The sequence below is a fragment of the Microcoleus sp. AT9b-C3 genome, from assembly GCF_036705485.1.
Lineage (GTDB): Bacteria > Cyanobacteriota > Cyanobacteriia > Cyanobacteriales > Microcoleaceae > Microcoleus.
This window is the reverse complement of the sequence record NZ_JAUBUR010000010.1, coordinates 77,510-96,083: the sequence shown is the minus strand read 5'-3', so window position 1 is coordinate 96,083 and position 18,574 is coordinate 77,510. Positions and strand designations below refer to the sequence as shown.

Annotated in this window: 18 protein-coding genes; 10 read left to right on the top strand and 8 right to left on the bottom strand. The window is 46.0% G+C overall.

Annotation, left to right across the window (positions count from 1 at the left end):
- Window positions 1–52: 52 nt before the first annotated feature.
- Complete coding sequence (locus tag QUB77_RS11855) at window positions 53–262, bottom strand: hypothetical protein (protein ID WP_333170419.1); 210 nt, start codon at window positions 260–262, stop codon at window positions 53–55.
- Window positions 263–501: 239 nt separating this feature from the next.
- Here QUB77_RS11855 and QUB77_RS11850 point away from each other — a divergent pair, with 239 nt between their 5' ends.
- Window positions 502–990 carry an anti-sigma regulatory factor gene (locus tag QUB77_RS11850; protein ID WP_333170420.1) on the top strand — a complete coding sequence of 163 codons (489 nt, stop codon included), beginning with the start codon at window positions 502–504 and terminating at the stop codon, window positions 988–990.
- 246 nt (window positions 991–1,236) lie between these two features.
- Here the strand turns inward: QUB77_RS11850 and QUB77_RS11845 are convergent, their stop codons facing one another.
- On the bottom strand, window positions 1,237–1,512 hold the full coding sequence (locus QUB77_RS11845; RefSeq protein WP_333170421.1) for a DUF6439 family protein: 276 nt from the start codon (window positions 1,510–1,512) through the stop codon (window positions 1,237–1,239).
- Window positions 1,513–1,725: 213 nt separating this feature from the next.
- Here QUB77_RS11845 and QUB77_RS11840 point away from each other — a divergent pair, with 213 nt between their 5' ends.
- Window positions 1,726–2,091 carry a DUF2203 domain-containing protein gene (locus QUB77_RS11840; RefSeq protein WP_333099811.1) on the top strand — a complete coding sequence of 122 codons (366 nt, stop codon included), beginning with the start codon at window positions 1,726–1,728 and terminating at the stop codon, window positions 2,089–2,091.
- Between the two features lie 109 nt (window positions 2,092–2,200).
- Complete coding sequence (gene asnS / locus QUB77_RS11835; RefSeq protein WP_333170422.1) at window positions 2,201–3,592, top strand: asparagine--tRNA ligase; 1,392 nt, start codon at window positions 2,201–2,203, stop codon at window positions 3,590–3,592.
- Window positions 3,593–3,871: 279 nt separating this feature from the next.
- Here asnS and QUB77_RS11830 read toward each other — a convergent pair whose 3' ends face one another.
- Together QUB77_RS11830 and QUB77_RS11825 are read right to left on the bottom strand one after the other, a co-directional pair.
- The gene (locus tag QUB77_RS11830; protein ID WP_333170423.1) at window positions 3,872–5,353 is read right to left on the bottom strand and encodes a pitrilysin family protein; all 1,482 of its coding nucleotides are present in this window, start codon (window positions 5,351–5,353) and stop codon (window positions 3,872–3,874) included.
- A gap of 283 nt (window positions 5,354–5,636) precedes the next feature.
- Window positions 5,637–7,232, bottom strand: coding sequence for a pitrilysin family protein (locus tag QUB77_RS11825; RefSeq protein WP_333170424.1), 1,596 nt, complete (start codon window positions 7,230–7,232; stop codon window positions 5,637–5,639).
- Window positions 7,233–7,514: 282 nt separating this feature from the next.
- Between QUB77_RS11825 and QUB77_RS11820 the strand changes: the two genes are divergently transcribed.
- Both QUB77_RS11820 and QUB77_RS11815 read left to right on the top strand, forming a co-directional pair.
- Entirely contained in the window at window positions 7,515–8,132 is a 618-nt protein-coding gene (locus QUB77_RS11820) for a helix-turn-helix domain-containing protein (RefSeq protein ID WP_333056383.1), read from the top strand.
- A gap of 24 nt (window positions 8,133–8,156) precedes the next feature.
- A complete protein-coding gene (locus QUB77_RS11815; RefSeq protein ID WP_333170425.1) occupies window positions 8,157–8,678 on the top strand; it encodes a GNAT family N-acetyltransferase in 522 nt (173 codons plus the stop codon).
- Between the two features lie 8 nt (window positions 8,679–8,686).
- Here QUB77_RS11815 and QUB77_RS11810 read toward each other — a convergent pair whose 3' ends face one another.
- Window positions 8,687–9,049 carry a hypothetical protein gene (locus QUB77_RS11810; protein ID WP_333170426.1) on the bottom strand — a complete coding sequence of 121 codons (363 nt, stop codon included), beginning with the start codon at window positions 9,047–9,049 and terminating at the stop codon, window positions 8,687–8,689.
- An 82-nt stretch (window positions 9,050–9,131) separates the two neighbouring features.
- Between QUB77_RS11810 and QUB77_RS11805 the strand changes: the two genes are divergently transcribed.
- A complete protein-coding gene (locus tag QUB77_RS11805; RefSeq protein ID WP_333170427.1) occupies window positions 9,132–9,350 on the top strand; it encodes a hypothetical protein in 219 nt (72 codons plus the stop codon).
- 65 nt (window positions 9,351–9,415) lie between these two features.
- Here the strand turns inward: QUB77_RS11805 and QUB77_RS11800 are convergent, their stop codons facing one another.
- Window positions 9,416–9,778 carry a hypothetical protein gene (locus tag QUB77_RS11800; RefSeq protein WP_333170428.1) on the bottom strand — a complete coding sequence of 121 codons (363 nt, stop codon included), beginning with the start codon at window positions 9,776–9,778 and terminating at the stop codon, window positions 9,416–9,418.
- 120 nt (window positions 9,779–9,898) lie between these two features.
- On the opposite strand from QUB77_RS11800, the gene QUB77_RS11795 reads away from it, so the two are divergent.
- Window positions 9,899–10,690 (top strand): cobalamin biosynthesis protein, encoded by a 792-nt coding sequence (locus tag QUB77_RS11795; RefSeq protein ID WP_333170429.1) that lies wholly within the window; start codon window positions 9,899–9,901, stop codon window positions 10,688–10,690.
- 4 nt (window positions 10,691–10,694) lie between these two features.
- On the opposite strand, the gene QUB77_RS11790 is transcribed toward QUB77_RS11795, so the two are convergent.
- Window positions 10,695–11,063 (bottom strand): phage holin family protein, encoded by a 369-nt coding sequence (locus tag QUB77_RS11790; RefSeq protein WP_333170430.1) that lies wholly within the window; start codon window positions 11,061–11,063, stop codon window positions 10,695–10,697.
- Between the two features lie 109 nt (window positions 11,064–11,172).
- Here QUB77_RS11790 and QUB77_RS11785 point away from each other — a divergent pair, with 109 nt between their 5' ends.
- On the top strand, window positions 11,173–11,670 hold the full coding sequence (locus QUB77_RS11785; RefSeq protein ID WP_333170431.1) for a pentapeptide repeat-containing protein: 498 nt from the start codon (window positions 11,173–11,175) through the stop codon (window positions 11,668–11,670).
- A 189-nt stretch (window positions 11,671–11,859) separates the two neighbouring features.
- Here the strand turns inward: QUB77_RS11785 and QUB77_RS11780 are convergent, their stop codons facing one another.
- On the bottom strand, window positions 11,860–14,058 hold the full coding sequence (locus QUB77_RS11780; RefSeq protein ID WP_333170432.1) for a transglycosylase SLT domain-containing protein: 2,199 nt from the start codon (window positions 14,056–14,058) through the stop codon (window positions 11,860–11,862).
- A gap of 338 nt (window positions 14,059–14,396) precedes the next feature.
- Here QUB77_RS11780 and QUB77_RS11775 point away from each other — a divergent pair, with 338 nt between their 5' ends.
- Both QUB77_RS11775 and QUB77_RS11770 read left to right on the top strand, forming a co-directional pair.
- Window positions 14,397–15,875, top strand: a complete 1,479-nt coding sequence (locus QUB77_RS11775; protein WP_333170433.1) for a leucyl aminopeptidase — start codon at window positions 14,397–14,399, stop codon at window positions 15,873–15,875.
- A 413-nt stretch (window positions 15,876–16,288) separates the two neighbouring features.
- Entirely contained in the window at window positions 16,289–18,511 is a 2,223-nt protein-coding gene (locus QUB77_RS11770; protein ID WP_333170434.1) for a PAS domain S-box protein, read from the top strand.
- Window positions 18,512–18,574: the final 63 nt, after the last annotated feature.

The window sequence follows — 18,574 nt, the reverse complement described above, 5'->3', positions numbered from 1 at the left end:
GTTTTGCCCGATCGCATTTGGGAAAATAAATCGGGTTTTGGCTGCAACATACCTAGGTATGATGATTGTGCTGTGTGGCGGTAAGAGATAGCTCTGCGGCGATGGGTGCAAAGCTTGGCTGCGAGGGTCGGATCTGATTGGCGATCGTCAAGGGATCGACTTTTTTATAGTTATTTCCGAGGTTTTCCAGGTGGGGATCGTTTGTGGAAGAGGTGTTGACGGCTTGGGGGATGCAGCGAACCGTTTGGTTGCGAGTTGGCAAAAGCCGAGCTCAAAAATTTCGTGGCTGGGAGAAGTTATAAGTAAAATTACTGATGGTTCTCTGCAGAAGTTTCTCAGAATCGCTGAATATTTTGTGACGTTGTTTGCTGTTCTTAATTGCTTTGATACTCTAATATAGAAGTAGAGCTGCGCCGCTCAATTAATTAGCATTTTGAATATTAGGGAGCCAACTATGCAGGGTGTGAACTTGATCCACCTGAAAGTTAGGGAGTTTTCTGAGTGATTGCTACTTCACCTCGTCCCGTCGGACGCAATTGGATTACGATTAGCTTCGCTTCTACTCTATACCTTTGTCCTATTTTGGATCTGCTCCTAGCAGAGGTGCCAGATTACTGGCAAGCGGAATTGCGGTTGGGGCTTCAAGAAGCTTTGGTAAATGCTGCTAAGCATGGAAACAAATTAGACCCCGCTAAAACTGTTGGAGTCCGTTTTTCCATCGTCCAAAACCAATATTGGTGGGTGATATCGGATGAAGGTTCTGGCTTTAAAGCTCCTTGCAGTTGTAACCTTTATACCGATGATTGCGACAATCTCCTAGCAGAGGACGTTGCAGATAACTCTGGACTACCTCATGTGGAACAGGAATGCGGTAGGGGCTTGTTTATTCTTTACCAAATATTCGATCGGGTAGAGTGGAATTCTCAAGGTACAGAGTTACGGCTGTGCAAAGAACTTCCCAGTCGCTACCGACTGCCTCGCTTTCGCTAGCACCGCTATGAAAGCAGCAGTTTTCACCTCAGCTAGAGCTGGAAATTTTTTCCTTTCCGGGCTGAAGCTGGGAGTGAGAATTTGAACGCTCTGGCTATTGATAGCTGATCATAATGCAAAATGTGAGTTTTGAGTTAAAAAAGTATAAATCTTTTGAACTCACAATCGCGCTGCTCGATCGAGCGGCGCGATTGTCTAATTTTTGAGCGACTAATCAAGCCAAAACTCAAGACTCAAAACTCAAAATTATTTGCCGTGGGTGGGACAGGGAGGAGCCGATATCGATCGATCCAGCCATCCTGCTGCTTGGTTTAAGCGCGGGAGAGCTTCTTCGGGCTGTTTTTTGAGCAAAAAGACCAAAGCGGCTGCGGCTTGCTCTGCAGCCCGCGCAGAACGGTTGGCTTTGAGGCGGTGCCAATCTTTTTCGTGGATGGCGAGGCGCGCGGCTAGAGCTTGGGCTAGTTCTACCGTGCTCAGCTCGTTGAGGTTGACAGTTTGGGTTGTTTGTGTAGTTTCAAGCATAGGTGGTAAGGAAGAAGGAAGAAGGAAGAAGGAAGAAGGAAAATGCGATAAAATCAATGGTTTCAGCAATTAAAAACGTTTTAAATGCCGTTCGAGTTGCTATACTTATGTCTATTTGGCTAGAGTTCGTTAATTTAGAAAATATACTGCATATAATAACAACTTAATTGGAAATCGGTTTTTTTATTATTATTGTCAGGTTTGCAGATCGAAATGCCTCAACAGCCGTCAGAGTTAAATCCCGAAGAGCAAGAAAGTGAGTTTGTTCAAGCGATCGCAGCAGTGGAGCGATCGCTCGCGGCAGTCAAAGAACGGTACACTCAAATTCAGGTCGATCGACAGCGCCAAGTCGAACTCGGCCATCGGCGCGAAGAAATCCGCCAGTCGGGGCGCCGAAATCCCTTGCCGCAACTCAAAAAAGAATTGCGGGAAATTGAGCAAGAATTGGAAACTATCGAGTTGAATTTAGAAAGCAGCCTGTTTTCTTGGGGAAGCATAAAACAACCTTTTTGGCAAGCAGTTCGCTTTGGGGGACTCGGTATTTTGATCGGTTGGATTTTGAAATCCTATGCAGGTTGAACAATGTTGGGATTTTTGATTTTTTTATTTACCGCAGAGGGCGCAGAGGGCGCAGAGGAAGAGAAAAGAGAGAAATATGGTGCAAAATATTAAATAAACAGGAGTGGATATGACAAATCAACGAATAGCAGTAATTTTGCGCGCAGGTGAACCCGACGAAACTGTAACTGTTCAAGGCTGGGTTCGCACTAAGCGCGAATTGAAAGAATTTGCCTTTGTCGAAATCAACGATGGTTCGGCGATGGCTAACTTGCAAGTAGTCATAAATTCCGATTTGCCAGACTTTGAAAAGGTACTGAAACAACTGAATACAGGTGCATCTCTAGAAGTGTCGGGAGTGCTGGTAGCATCTCCGGCGAAGGGACAGCGAATGGAGTTAAAAGCCTCACAAGTACAAGTTTACGGTGATGCAGACCCGCAAACTTATCCGTTGCAAAAAAAGCGGCATTCCTTTGAATTCTTGCGGACAATCGCGCATTTGCGGCCGCGCACAAACACCCACGGTGCTGTCTTTCGAGTCCGCAATGCTTGTTCGGCGGCGGTACACCAATTTTTTCAAGAACGCGGTTTTTTGTGGGTTCACACTCCGATTATTGCTGCTAGCGACTGCGAAGGTGCGGGGGAAATGTTCGCTGTTACAAATTTTGATTTAAAGAATGTGCCGCGCACTGATTCGCAAGAGGTTGATTATGCTAAAGACTTTTTTGGAAAGCGCGCTTATTTAACAGTTAGTGGCCAGTTGGAAGCGGAAGTTATGGCGATGGCTTTCGGAAATGTTTACACTTTTGGCCCTACTTTCCGAGCAGAAAATTCTAATACTTCGCGACATTTGGCTGAGTTTTGGATGATTGAACCGGAAATGGCTTTCTGCGATTTGCAGGGAGATATGGATTTGGCTGAGGCGTTTTTAAAGTACATTTTTAAATACGTTTTGGATCGTTGCCCGGAAGATATGGAGTTTTTCAATGAGCGCATTGACAAAACGGTTTTGGCGACTGCTGAAAATATCATTAATAATCAGTTTGAGCGGATTACTTATACGGAGGCGATCGCACTTTTGGAAAAAGCAGACAAAAAGTTTGATTTTCCGGTCAGTTGGGGTTTAGATTTGCAGTCGGAACACGAGCGTTATTTGGCTGAGGACTTGTTTAAAAAGCCGACAATTGTCAGCGATTATCCCGTCGGGATTAAAGCATTTTATATGCGTTTAAACGATGACGAGAAAACGGTGCGAGCAATGGATGTTTTGGCTCCTAATATTGGGGAAATAATTGGCGGTTCGCAGCGGGAAGAAAGGCTGGATGTGTTGGAGCGGCGCATGGAAGCGCAGGGTATGAATAAGGAGGAATTGTGGTGGTATTTGGATTTGCGCCGCTACGGTACTGTGCCTCACGCTGGGTTTGGTCTGGGATTTGAGCGGTTGGTGCAGTTTATGACGGGAATGGGGAATATTCGCGATGTGATTCCGTTTCCGAGAGCGCCTTTGAGTATTGATTTTTAGCAAAACGTAGGGACACTCCAAGAGCCCATTGGTGTCAACTTAACGTCAAACGTAGTATCAGTCTGCTGTCGGACGATTAAGCCTCGATCCCCCCTAGCCCCCCTTAATAAGGGGGGGACAAGAATATTCTCAAAGTCCCCCAACAACCAGGGGGATTTAGGGGGATATAGACTCAGCTAAAAGCGATATTTATCAAGGGTTTTAGGCTGAAGTTGACACCAATGAGCGAAAGCCCGTCTCCCTACCTGAAAAGAGAGGAATGCAAGCCTTTTTTACCGATTAAGTCGCCGAGGGAATCGTGATATCAACTGATTGCACTTTTACCGAACTTCCCAAACTCGATAACGGCGGTTGAATCCCCTCCGTATTTCCCACTACTAGCGTTACCAAATTTTCCGGTTTCAAGTAAGTCTGAGCTACGCGCTGCACGTCGGCAATTGTTGCTGCTTCGATGCTGCGGCGGTAGCGAAAAATGAAATCTTCGGGATAACCGTAGTATTCGTAGCGCATTAATCGCGACAAAGTTTGACTGGGACTTTCAAATTTGAAGATGAAAGAATTCAGGGTGGAATCTTTAGCAAAAGCTAATTCTTCCGGGGTAATTGGTTCGGTGCGGATACGATCGATCTCGGCGCGAATTGCCTGGATAAACGGTACTGTTGCGTCCGATCGCGTTTGGCCTCCTGCGACAAACACCCCTGGATAGTCATATCTCGGACTCCAAGCGGCGTACACTGAATAAGCTAAACCTTGGCGCGATCGCACATTATTAAACAAACGCCCGCCAAAACCGTTGAGAACCCCATTCATCACGTCCAAAGCACCGTAATCTGGACTGCTAAGCATTCCGCCCAAATGGCCCATTTGCACGTAACTTTGACTTAATTGCGGCTGATTTACCAAAAATATGCCACCTTGATTTGCTGGCGCTACCGTTGGTAAGGGTGGCACTTCTGCACTTTGACTCGGTTGCCAGTTGCCGAATTTTTGCTCGATCTGCGATCGCATTTTAGCTGTATCAAAATCGCCAGAAATACCCAAAATCATATTCTTGGGATGGAAATATTTCTGGTAGAAACTCACCAAATCGTCGCGGGAAATATTCGCGAGGGTTTTGTATTCTACCGTGCGCGCGTAAGGACTGCGATCTCCGTAAATTAATTTTTGAAACTCGCGGCCGGTAATATCGTCAGGATCGTCATTGCGGCGGGCGATCGCACCTTGAGTTTGGTTCTTCGCTAAATCTAACTTTTCCTTAGCAAATATTGGCTCCCGAATCACTTCTGCAAATAAGTCAAACACGGGTTCCAAATCTTCAGCTAAAGCACTAAAATTAGCGCTGCCAGAAGTAACATCAATCCCCGTTTCTACCGACGCAGCTCGCTGTTCTAGCAACTGATTTAATTCATCAGCCGTATGCCGGCTCGTGCCGCCAGTTCGCATCACTTCTCCCGTCAAACCTCCCAATCCAATTTTATCGGCAGGTTCAAAGCGTTCGCCCGTGCGAAATAGCGCCGTTCCCCCAACTAACGGGAGTTCCCGGTCTTCCATCAGATACACCCGGATGCCATTTTTCAGCTCGAAGCGAGTGTATTTAGGCAGTTTAATTTCAGCCAGCGGCGGAAATGTTAATTCGTCGTAGTGTTTGGGTGCCGCCGCAAAGGAAGGTAACAAATTAAACGTGCCAAGTGAAACAGTAAAAAAGCAAAGCGATAGCAGAAATAACTTTACTTTTTTCAGTCTCAATTTAGTCCTTTTCATTCTTTCTCCAATGTTTCCTAATTTGACAATTCGAGGCAGAGCCTCGCGGATATGCGTTCCCAGGCAGAGCCTGGAAACGACTGTTTATTCCCTCTTTCTGCTTCCCTCTTTTTACCCTGAGCGAAGCAGAAGAGCCTTCTTCCTTTTTCCTTCTTCCTTTATTTCATAAGTTGACAATTCGAGGCAGAGCGTTGCGGATATGCGTTCCCAGGCAGAGCCTGGAAACGAGTCTTCCTTCTTCCTTCTTCCTTCTTCCTTCTTCCTTTTTCCTTCTTCCTTCTGGTTACAGTGGCAAAAGCTTACCAATCGTGCGATTTTCCGGGCGGAAAGTTGCCTGAGCGACACGCTGAATGTCAGCGGGAGTAACAGCCGCGATCGCATCCAATTCCTTGAACAAATTTCGCCACGAACCGGTATTTACTTGATAGTCCACCAGCGCAAATGCCATGCCCATATTAGAATTGAGCGATCGCAACAAATCGGCTCTCGCCTGAGTTTTCACTCGCTCCAATTCCAAAGCAGAAACCGGCTCTGTTTTCAGGCGATCGATTTCCTTGCTCAAAGCTGCAGCTACTTCATCAACGGTGCGGCCCGGAGCAGTTTGAGCGTAAAATAACATCAAATTCGGATACTTTTCCCCCGGATAACCGCTGAAACCTTGAGCCGCCAGCGCCAATTGCTGCTCTTCTACCAAAGATTTGTAAAGCCGAGAAGTGCGGCCATCGCTGAGCAAAGAACCAATCATTTCATAAATCGCATTGTCGGGATGATTCATCGCCGGTTTGTGGTATCCTTCCAAATACCAAGGTTGAGTTTTTAATTGCAGCGTGACTTCCTTAGTTTGCGTTTGGGGAGGTTCGACAAGTTGCAATTCTGGAGGCGCTGGTGAAGCCTTGTAACGGCCGAAATAAATTTGAGCGAGTCGCTTCACCTCCGAAGCTTTCACGTCTCCTACCACCGCCACAGTCAGCTTGCTGGGGACATAGTGAGTATCGAAAAACTTCTGCACGTCGCTGCGGGTGAGGTTTTTAATGTCTTCACTGTAGCCAATTACAGGGCGGCGGTAGGGATGAACAGAGAAAGCTTTGTTGGCAAAAGCTTCAACCATTTGTCCGATCGGAGAATTCTCAGTTCGCAGCCTGCGCTCTTCTAAAATTACCTGTTTTTCTTTGTAAAATTCCCGAAATACTGGTTCTAGAAATCGCTCTGATTCCAGCGACATCCACATTTCTAACTTATTAGCTGGAAGGCTGTAAAAATACATTGTGGCGTCGGTGGAAGTAGCAGCATTTAGTCCGACTCCGCCGGCTTGTTCCACTATTTTGCCGAGTTCGTTGCGCTTGACAAATTGCGAAGCTTCGGCTTCAACTTTGTCAAATTCTGCTTTTAATTGGGCGACTTCTTCAGTTTTGCCGCTGGCCTTGGCTGCTTGCATTTGCTCGAAGAGTTGGTCTTGTTTTTCTAGCAGCGGCTTTTCGGCTTGGTAGTCGGTAGTGCCGATTTTTGGCGTGCCTTTGAAGGCTAAATGTTCGAGATAGTGAGCGACACCTGTTTGACCGTCGGGTTCGTTTGCCCCACCCACATCGGCGTGAATCAGAAACGATGCTACGGGAGCTCTGGGCCTTTCGAGTACGATGAATTTCATGCCGTTGTCGAGCTTAAATTCGCTGACTTGGCTGATTACTCGATCGAGCGACGGTTGAACAGAGACTGCTTGGGAGCCGCTAGCGGGGTTGGGGCGGGCGAGGGCGATTTCGGGAGAAATGCCCCACCACAGCAGTACAGCGGCCAGCAGGGAGGCGATGAATCGAGTTTGGCTCACGGGCGATTCCCTACGGGATAGCTTCGCCGCGCGTGGTTGTTGGAACTGCGGGGTCATTCGATTTTAGATTTTAGATTTTAGATTTTGGAGTGTCAAACAAAAAAATGTTTGTGCTCGGTGGCCAGAGATTCTTTTTTAAGAATAAAGATTTTTGGAGGCATAAGCGATCTGTTGCGCCCCAGATGTTAGGCTGATACAGCAAATCTCAAAAAAGGTCTGGGGCCAGGCGACGAGTTTTAAGTTTGGGATAAAAGCCGCGCACAACTTAAAACTTAACATTATTTAGCCATTCCGTCCCGATCCCGTAGTTACAAGTCGCAAATTACCGATTGCAAAGCCATGCGAATTTTTAATCAGTCTCCTCCTTCTGAAACAGAAACCAAGAAGCGGATTTTACAAGCCGCTCAGCGGTTGTTTGCCCGCAGCGGATACGACGGCACGACAACTCGCGATTTAGCAGCGGCGGCGGGGGTGGCCGAGGGTACGCTATTTCGGCATTTTGATAATAAAAAAGCGATTTTGATTGAGGTGGCGACAGAAGGATGGGTGGAGTTGCTGACGGATTTGCTGACTGAATTAAGCGAAATGGGCAGTTACAAAGCAGTGGCTCAGGTGATGCGGCGACGGATGCTGAATATCCGCGAGAATAGCGACATGATGCGGGTGTGTTTTTTGGAGGCGCAATTTCACCCGGATTTGCGCGACAGAATTCAGTTGGAAGTCATCGGAAAAATGAGCGATGTTGCTGAGGCTTTTTTTGAAACAGCGATGGAAAAAGGAGTTTATCGGAAGATGAATCCGAAGATTGTCGCTCAGGTATTTTTGGGAATGTTTGCAGTTGCAGGTTTCAGTCAAAATACGATTATGGAGCCGAATGCTTCACCGCAGGAAATGCAGGAAATGGCTGAAGGACTCGCAGATATTTTTCTGAATGGGGTTTTGCAGAAAGATGAATAATTACGGCAACAGGGAAAACTTGTTATGAGCAAAGTTTTGCACTATTCTATTCGGCCGCTAACGCAGGAAGACGAGCCTTTTCTCTGGCAAATGCTGTATGAAGCGGCGCACATGGCAGAAGAAGGTGAATCAACGGTGCAAGCTGTTGTCAATCATCCTTTAATTGCGAAATATGTCCAGAATTGGGGACGTGCAAGCGATTTGGGCTTCGCAGCAATCGAATTGAACGGGAGCCAGCCAGTAGGAGCCGCCTGGCTGCGTTTGTTTACAGAGGATGACAAGGGGTTTGGCTGGGTTGACGATACTATCCCGGAATTGGCGATCGCCGTTCTTCCAGAATATACAAATCAGGGTGTAGGAACGCAGTTGCTCGATCGTTTGTTGTCAGCAGCAAAAGTCTCTTATCGATCGGTCTCCCTGAGTGTCAGAAGCTCAAATCGGGCCCTGAGTTTGTACGAGCGCTGTGGATTTAAAGTAATTGACGGAAGCGAGACAATTAACCGCACAGGAGGAACATCCTTCACAATGAAAGTGAATTTTGATTAAGTGAATTATTACTCTATAAATTCGTACATCTTTTGCACCCACTTCTCCCGATAATCCTGCCAGTCATCCGTCACTACTTCCCAAGTTGTATTGCTTTCAAGTTCCAGCAATAGACTTGATACTTCTTCCAGAGTCGATGCTATATGACATTCTTCTACCCAACTTTCACGGATCATTTTCCAGAGACTTTGTACTGCTTCTCGCTGAAAATTTGATTCTAATTCAACTAGCAATTTGGCTAGGTGTTTTTCGTCACTTGCTGCTGACACCTCGCTCATCCAACAGTCGCGACGTTCTTTCCATTCTTCCGTCACTGCGTCCCTGCTTAGGTGGGCTTGAAACTCTAACAGTAATTGGTTTAGTTCTACCATATTAAATTTGGTATTGTTTGCAGTTTGTGCTATGATTGTACAAATTTTAGTAATTTAGAGTGTGGGTTTTTTATAAGGAGATATGTGGCTGAGGCTTTCTTGGGAAACGGCGATGGAAAAACAAGTTTATCCAAAGACGAATCCGAAAATTGTCGCTCAGGTATTTGTGGGAATGTTTTCAGTCGCCCCCTTCAGGCAAAATACTATTATGGAGCCGAATGCTTCTCGGCAGCTACAGGAAATGGCTGAAGGACTCGCTGATATTTTTCTGAATGGGGTTTGGCAGAAAGATGAATCTTGACTCATTAGTTATGAGAAAATTTTAGAGCCTGAAAACGCATATCTACAGGCTCTGACTCGTCGCAACTACTGCTTCAACTTGTGCATTTCCTGTACCCATTTCTCGCGATTCTGCTGCCATTCATCGGTCACCGCTTCCCAATTTGTATTGGTTTCAAGTTCCAGCAATAAACTTGATACTTCTTGAACAATCGATGCTCCCAGACATTCTTCTACCCAACGGTTCCGACGCTCTTGCCACTGAATATCTACCGATTCCCACTGCAAGTTAGATTCCAATTCTACTAGCAATTCTGCTAGATATGTCAGGTTAACTGATGCTGCCACATCGCTAACCCAACTTTCCCGGCGATTTATCCATTCTTTTGTCACTCCTTCCCATTTGAGGTTGTTTTCAAACTCTAACAGTAACTGATTTAGTTCTACCATCTTAAATGTTTAATTTTTTGTATTTTGCGCTACAATTATACCAAGAAGTTTACTCAACAGAGTGTTAATTTTTTTTTAAGATTGCCGTTGCAGTGAAACTACAGAATATATAACTGAATAATGAGCGATGAATTTACTTTAGATATGCTAGACATTCCCAGCGGCTGGAGGCGGGGCGAAGGTGACTGGACAGGAGTGGCGGCGGCTCTTGCTAGAGGGGAAACTGTCGAAGTAATTCAAGAAGTTGGTTCTACTTTGTGGCAAAACAGTCTGCCAGAAAAACATTCTTTGTATTGGGATGGGGAAAATCTATCAACTATCAAAGCCAGAATTTGGATTAGTTTCACGCAGAGAAGATTTTCGCCCGAATCTTCTTTGCCAAAGGTTCAGTGGCATCCGAGAGTGTTGTGGATAGGGATAGGTTGCGAACGCGAAACAGGGCGAGAATTAATCGAAACTGCGATTAAACAAGTATGCCGTGCTTATCATTTAGCCGAAAGTGCGATCGCAGGTATTGCTACAATAGACACTAAAGCAGGTGAAGTCGGCTTGTTAGAACTTTGTCAAGAGCGAAATTGGCCGTTAAAAACTTTTGCGGCTGAAATTTTAAGTTCCGTAGAAGTCCCCAATCCTTCAAATATTGCAGCAAAAGCAGTCGGGACGCCCAGCGTAGCAGAAGCTGCGGCACTTTGTGCAGTTAGAAAAGAAAATTTAACCGCAGATGAACGCGAATATACGCAGATATCCATCAATCATCAGCGTCCATCTGCGTTTATCTGCGGTTCAAATCCCCTCTTAGTTCCTAAACAAATATTTCGCAGCAAAAATCCCCCCCTTTCACAAGGAGGGGTTAGGGCGGGTTCTGCGGTAACAGTAGCGGTTGCAGTTTCCCCGATCGAGTATCTGGGATAATGTATTACTGAGACAAAGTATTGGCATTCACAAATCGACCAATCAACCCAGAAACGAATGACAAAACAATCGAACCAAACAAAGCCGGCCAAAAACCGTTAACCGCAAAGCCAATATTGAACGCACCCGCCAACAACGAAGCCAGGGAAAGCGAAATTGCATTCACAACGAATAAAAACAAACCTAAAGTAATAATGGTCAAAGGTAGCGTCAGCAATGTAAGAATCGGTCTGACAACCGCGTTCACCAATCCGATAACAACAGCAGCCACCATCGCCGCCGGAAAGCTCACCACCGAAATACCTGGTACAATGTTAGCGGTAATGATCAGCGAAACTGCTGCTACTATCCAAGTTAAGAAAAAACTTAGCATATCTTTTTTTCCATCTCCATCACTATTAATTAAGATTGTAACTGTTTAGTCGATCGACCAAAGTTCGGGATACACTACGAAATACCCACCTTGCGAGAATATCAGACTTATGAAAATCCGGCAACTAGCAGCATTCCTTTTGGCGCTAACTTTCTTCATCCTGCCGCGGCCAGCGCTGGCTCAATCTAAATATTACGCTCCGCCGTTGTCCTTTAGCAACGCCGAACTGACAAGACGCGATTTTTCTGGTCAAATGTTGCGCGCCGCCGAGTTTTCTAACGCTAATATGGACTTGACTAATTTTTCTAATGCCGATTTGCGGGGAGCAATTATGAGCGCTTCGGTGATGACTCAGGCGAATTTGCACGGTGCCAATTTAACTAATGCAATGATAGATCAAGTTAAATTTACTAATGCCGATTTAAGTGATGCAATTTTAGCGGAAACAATTTTGCTGCGTTCTACTTTTGAGGGAGCTGATATCACCGGCGCTGACTTTACTGATGCAATTATGGACGGATCACAAGTTAAAGAATTGTGCACAAAAGCCAGCGGTATTAATTCCCAAACTGGGATTTCTACTCGCGATTCCTTGGGCTGCCGCTGATATCATCTCCGGTCAATTACTGATGATTGTTTGTTGGGTGGGGGCGGGTTTTTGAGATTGTTTGTTTGGGGCGATTATAGTTGGTGGAACCAGCCCCTACAAAATATGGTTTCGTAGGGGCTGGTTCCACCAAAAAGATATAACGATTACCAACAATTTAGATAAACCCGCCCCCACACCACCAATAATTCACTTTGCTTTTTTCTGAGCAGCCGCATAATGCTCACTCATTAACTGATTAACTTCTGGATTGTAAATCCGCAGATAATTCCAGTAATTCTCAAACACCGATTTTACGTATCCTTTCGTTTCAGGAAACGGAATCTTTTCCGCAAAAGCATCCGGGTCACTAAAACTAAACCTCTTCAACCAATCTGCTACTGCATTCGGCCCGGCATTGTAACTCGCCACAGCTAACATCGAGTTATTCTTGTACTCGTCGTGAGTGTGATCCAAATACCACGTACCGAGTTTAACGTTGTCGTCCACATTCTCCAATGAATACTTTTTGAGGCTGATTTGAGCGGCAACCCAAGCTGCGGTTTCCGGCATTACTTGCATTAAACCGGTAGCGCCAACTGATGATTTGATGGCGGGCATAAACCGCGATTCTTGCCGGATTAATGCTGTTACTAATACTGAATTTAGTTGGCGTTCTTGCGACCATTTGACAATGGTTTCTAAGTAAGGAAAAGGATAAAGTGCTTGCCAATAAATCGGTTGCTGTCTGAGTTCCAGGTATTGGGTTCTATCATCGGGTTTATCGCGCTGCCGCAAACTACCAACCATCCACAAACCGTCTAAGTTGTCTCCAACTCCTACTCGCATTAAACCGTCGGTAAACTGTTCGGCAATACTTGGTTCTACGCGGTCGATAAATTCTACTTGCCACAGCGTCCAAGCATCCCTATCTTGACCTAATTGATAGAGTTCTTTCAACGCAGGAGAACCGGCGGTTGGTTCGGGGCGCTGAGGCGGCCGCACTACATTGGGAGACAAATCTCGGACTGTTGTAAAGTCGCCTACGGGCCAGCCGAGAAGTACAGCCGATCGCCATGCAAAATATGATTCTGGATAGCGTAATATAGTGTAGTCAAATGCAGTCTTGGCGTCTTGTTGGCGGCCGAGTTGCTGTGCCCATTTCCCGACCCAAAATGCGGCTTCGGGAGCTTGTTCGCTGTCGGGATTGTGGGTGGTTAATTCTCTTGCCCACTGCCAAGCTGATTTTAAATCTCCACCTTTGGCAAACTGCTGGGCGATCGTCCACCGCAATTCGCCTGCCTTATCAGAATTATTGTATTTTGTCAAGAGCAACTTGCGGGTATCTGAGGCGGATTGACCGCTGCGTGCTTTGTCGAGAAGTTGGGATTTATCTAACAAAGCTTCGGGGGCATAATTGGGAAATTTGCTAATAACTCGATCGAGCAAAACGATCGCTTCTTTCGGTTCGCTCAGCCGCGATAGCCGAATTAAACCCAAACCAGTATCTTCGGCATCGGGAAACTCCCGCACTAATTCTTGATAGGCAATTCTCGATTCCGGGATTTTTCCGTCTAGCCACAAACCGCGAGCTTTGCGGTAAAGATTTTTGGCGTTGCGGGGAGCTTTCCCGTAAGCAATAGCTCCTTTGCCGTAATCTTGTTTTTCCCAATAGCCAAAGGCAATGTGTTCCCAATCTTCCGGTTTCAAAGCGGCGCTGTTTCGCTGCACCAGTTGTTCCAAAATTGTCCCGTAGTCTTTGACATAATGACCGTGTTTTGCTACGAGCAGCATCAACTGCGACTGATTGGGATTTTCTTTTAACTTGCGGAGGGCAATTTCTACGCTGCGGGGATGACCAGGAAATTCAGTAATTGCCTGTTGCCAATATTCCGGTTTTGACTTGCCTAAAACATATAAAGCTTCCGCTGCTACGGGGTCGTTTGGATAGTTTTTGAGCAGTTCCTGCCAAGCTTTTTGGGCTTTGCCTTTGTCGCCGGTCAATTGGTAGGCTTCCGCTCTTTTTAGGGCAATGTGAGCAGCTAAAACCGGATATTCTTGCTCTAATTTGTCCAATAATTTTAATGCTTTGGCCGCATTTCCTTGCTGGATTAAATCGCTGGCCAGCAGGTAGCGGGCGCGGCTTTGAGGGGAGATTTGCTGCTGCGGGTTCGTACTTTCAGACTGACTGGCTGCGAGTTCAACTAATTTTGCCGATCGCTCGCTCGGTGACAGCGATACCAGCATCTTGACTTCCGATTCGGAATTCGCTGCATTCAGGGGCTGCTGAGCCTTCTGGACAGAGCCAAAACCCATCCATTTCATCGCAGCAACCAAAGAGCCGATCGCAATAACGCAAACTGAAACGCTGATTAAAACAGAAAATCGGGCCCGGCGTCGTTTTAACATGGGAAAATTTAAGAGAATAAGATATAGAGAACTGATCGTTTGTCCAGAGCTATCACAGGCAGGATGGGTGTTCCACGCCATCACAGGCAGGATACCTGTTCAACGAGAAATAAATGTTAAGAGTGGGGCAAAAACGGACAGCCGACCCCCAAACAGATGATTGAGATTGGTGGAAGATCCGATCGCAGGCGGACTTGGCTGATATAGTAGCAGAATTTATTTTGATGTGGAGCGGAAAATTTGTGCGATCGATCTATTTACCCGCACCAACGAAAAACCACAAACCACCCACTACAAAGTAAAATCTAAAATCTAAAATCTAAAGTGTAAATCAAAACATGGAATTTCTAGTCACCGATACGCCCCGCTCTGTTTGGACGGGAGACGCCCTGGCAATTGGTCTATTTGAGGACGCCCTGGAACTCACCGGCGATCTGGCACAATTAGATGAAAAGCTTGCAGGCACTTTGAAAGAGCTGCTACTGGAAGTAGATTTTAAGGGCAAAGTGGGCACGAGCGCCATCACCCGCGTCGGCGGCAATAATCCCATTCGCAAAATTGCGCTCGTCGGTTTGGGCAAAACAGAGGACTTAAAATTAGACACCGTGCGGCAAGCTGCGGGCGTTTGCGCCAAGCTAGCCAAAAAAGAGAAATGCAAAACCCTCGGAATTAGCTTTCCGGTGTGGAAAAACGCGCCGGATGTTACAGCAAGCGCCATCGCCGAAGGTGTAGAACTCTCCCTAAATCAAGACAACCGTTTCAAATCGGAAAAGGAAGACAAAAGCCCGCAACTCGAACAAATTCATTTGCTCGGTTTTGCCGGTACCGAAAGTGCGATCGCCCGCGCCCGCCAAATCACTGCCGGAGTCATTTTAGCACGCGAATTAGTCGCAGCGCCGGCAAATTTTGTCACCCCGATTACAATGGCAGAAACCGCTCAGAGTCTGGCTGCAGAATGCGGTTTAGAATTAGAAATATTGGAGCAGGAAGAGTGCGAAAAACTCGGCATGGGAGCCTTTCTTGGCGTTGCCAAAGCATCCGACTTGCCGCCAAAATTCATCCACTTAACTTACAAACCCGAAGGCACACCGCGCCGCAAAATAGCAATTGTGGGCAAAGGATTGACCTTTGATTCCGGCGGTTTGAACATCAAAGGTGCCGGCAGCGGCATTGAAATGATGAAAATAGATATGGGCGGCGCTGCGGCTACTTTGGGAGCGGCAAAGGCGATCGGACACATCAAACCCGATGTAGAAGTTCACTTTATCAGCGCCGTCACAGAAAACATGATTAGCGGCCGCGCCATGCGCCCTGGAGACATCCTTACAGCTTCCAACGGCAAAACAATTGAAGTCAACAATACCGACGCTGAAGGTCGTTTAACCCTGGCTGATGCTTTGGTATTTGCTGATAAATTGGGAGTTGACGCGATTGTCGATTTAGCAACTCTAACCGGGGCCTGCGTAATTGCTTTAGGCGACGATATCGCGGGTTTGTGGAGTCCTCAAGATAGCGTCGCTGCCGAAATAGTCGCCGCATCAGAATTGGCAGGCGAAAAATTTTGGCGAATGCCGATGGAAGAAAAATATTTTGAGGGCTTGAAAGCATTGCACGCCGACATGAAAAATACTGGCCCACGTCCCGGCGGTTCGATTACGGCGGCGCTATTTTTGAAACAGTTTGTAAAGGATACTGCTTGGGCGCATTTAGATATTGCCGGCCCGGTTTGGACTGACAAAGAAAATGGCTACAATGGCCCTGGGGCTACCGGTTTTGGAGTTCGGACTTTGGTGCATTGGGTGCTGGGCGGTGCTTAATTCTGGATTTCCAGCCCAAAAATTGAGATTTTCTCTGCCTTAAAAGTCTGCTAGTCCATCTGTGAGCCAGAGGTTTTTAACCCCTGGCTCACTGCTTAAGTAATCTAAAAGAAAATTTAATAGCGCTCATTAACAATTTAAATGTTTCTGAATCAAGAGGTAGGCGAACCTATATATTCCGTTACAGGGAGCAACCTAAGCGTTGCTAGCCGTGACGCTCACCATTGCTCATACTTGCGATAAAGCTTCGTTCCCAGGGCCCAACCTCGACAGTTTTGACATTTCCTGAAAAAATAGCTGTTTCATAAAAAATGAAAAAAGTATATAATTATGTAAATATTTCCCTAGCCGAAATCAAATAATTAGATTTGATCGGATTTGCATTGGTACAGATAATTTTTTTCTTGAACTTTATGCAAGAACAATTAACAATTTTTTTTTCCACACTTGCTGTATATTCTACACTCGCCTGCAACGTGGTGCCGGAGTTGCGATTGTACGCTGTTTTTGACTCGCTGACGGCACTGGCTTATTGCTCGATCGCCCTATCTTTAGTTTATTTTACCCGCCAAGGTTCTCACCGCAAGATTTTCCGGGTATTTGCCGTTGTTTTTTTTGCTTGGGGCGCTGCTAAATTGACGGAAGTTTGGACGCTGTGGCACTCGATATATTGGCTGTCAGTAACTCTCAAAGCTGCAAGTGCTTTGATTGCGTGGTTTTTAGTCGCAGTCGCCCTTGCCCTCATGCCCAAAGCACTTGCCGAGTCTGGTTTCAATCAAAAAGAAAAACTTCAACAACAGTCGTTAAAACAGGTAGAAAAAAATCAGCAGCAGCATGATATAGAGACAGGAGAATTGGCAAAAAAAGCGCTCCATTTTTACCCTTCGGATACTATTGTCGATCGCGCTTTAGCTCTCAATTCGCTTAATGAACAGTTAGAAAAAGAAATTGCCGATCGCCACCGAGTTGAGGAAAAGTTGCAACTGACTCAGTTTGCGATCGACCGATCGGCAGATGCGATATTTTGGATCGGGCCCGACGGTAAATTTTTGTACGTCAACGACGCTGCTTGCACTTCCTTGGGATATTCTGCAGCAGAATTGCTCTCGATGACAGTGCACGACATCAATCCAGATTTTCCCCAAAGTGCTTGGAGTTTGCACTGGAAAGTCTTAAAACGCTGCGGTTCAGTTAATATTGAAGTTCACCACCTCACTAAGTACGGTCGCATTTTTCCGGTAGAAATTACGATCAACCATTTGGAATTTAACGGCAAAGAATATCAGTGCGCGTTTGCTCGTGACATTAGCGAACGCAAGCGGATTGAGGCAGCTTTGCGAGAAAGGGAAGAAGAATTTAGGTCATTAGTTTCTAGCATTCCCGGTGCAGTTTACCGTTGCAGTGCTGCAGGGCGATCGAGCCTAACTTTTATCAGCAGTGGCATAGAAGCTATTTCCGGCTATCCTGCAGCTAACTTTATGCAAAAACCAGTGCAGGCTTTTCTGAGTATAGTTCATCCCGATGACGCCCAGCAGATCGAGACAATTATCGATCGGGCTATTAAGACAAAACAACCTTACATCATCGAATATCGCCTGATGCACTGCGACGGAAATGTGCGGTGGGTTGCAGAGAAAGGTCAAGCCCTTTTCAACGCAGACGGTGAAGTTTTATCCCTCAACGGTGCCATTTTTGACATGACAGAGCGCAAAGCAGCGGAGGATGCTTTGCGACTCTCCGAGGCGATCGCCAACAACAGAGCCCAGCAGCTAGAAATCGCTCTCAAAGAACTTCGAGAAACTCAAGCTCACCTAATTCATACCGAAAAAATGTCAAGTCTCGGTCAAATGGTAGCTGGAGTAGCTCACGAAATTAATAACCCTGTCAGTTTTATCTACGGCAACATTTCCTACGCCAGCCAATATATCAGAGACTTGTTGCAGCTTGTGAAACTTTACCAAAAACATTATCCTCAGCCCGTGGTAGAAGTTCAAGAATGTATTGACAATATCGATTTAGAATTTCTGACAGAAGATTTACTAAAAATATTATCTTCGATGAAAATGGGAGCAGATCGCATTCGCGAAATAGTTCTGAGTTTGCGAAACTTCTCGCGTTTAGACGACTCAGTAAAAAAACCTACTAACCTTCACGAAGGCATAGATAATACCCTCTTAATATTGCACAACAAACTCCGAGCCCGAGGCGATTATCCAGAAATAAAAATTATCAAAGATTACGGTCAGCTCCCTTTAATAGAATGTTATGCTGGTCAGCTCAATCAGGTATTTATGAATCTGCTTAGCAACAGTATTGACGCCTTGGAAGATGCTTGCAACCAAAAAAGGCGATCTGCAGCCGACGGCGACGATTGGAAACCAACTATTAGGATTCGCACAGAAGCCCTGAACGAAAATAGTATTTGCATCCGCATTGCCGATAATGCGATCGGCATGACAGAAGACGTGCGGAGTCGATTATTTGACCCGTTTTTCACGACCAAACCGATGGGAAAAGGCACTGGTTTAGGGTTAGCCATCAGTTACCGAATTGTCGCGGAAAAACACGCCGGAGCCTTGAGCTGCAGTTCCACCGTAGGAGAAGGTACGGAATTTGCGATCGAGATTCCTTTATAAATTAGTGCGACGGAAGCATCAAGACTTTGGCAGAAGTTATCGCTCACTATAAATTGTAACGTG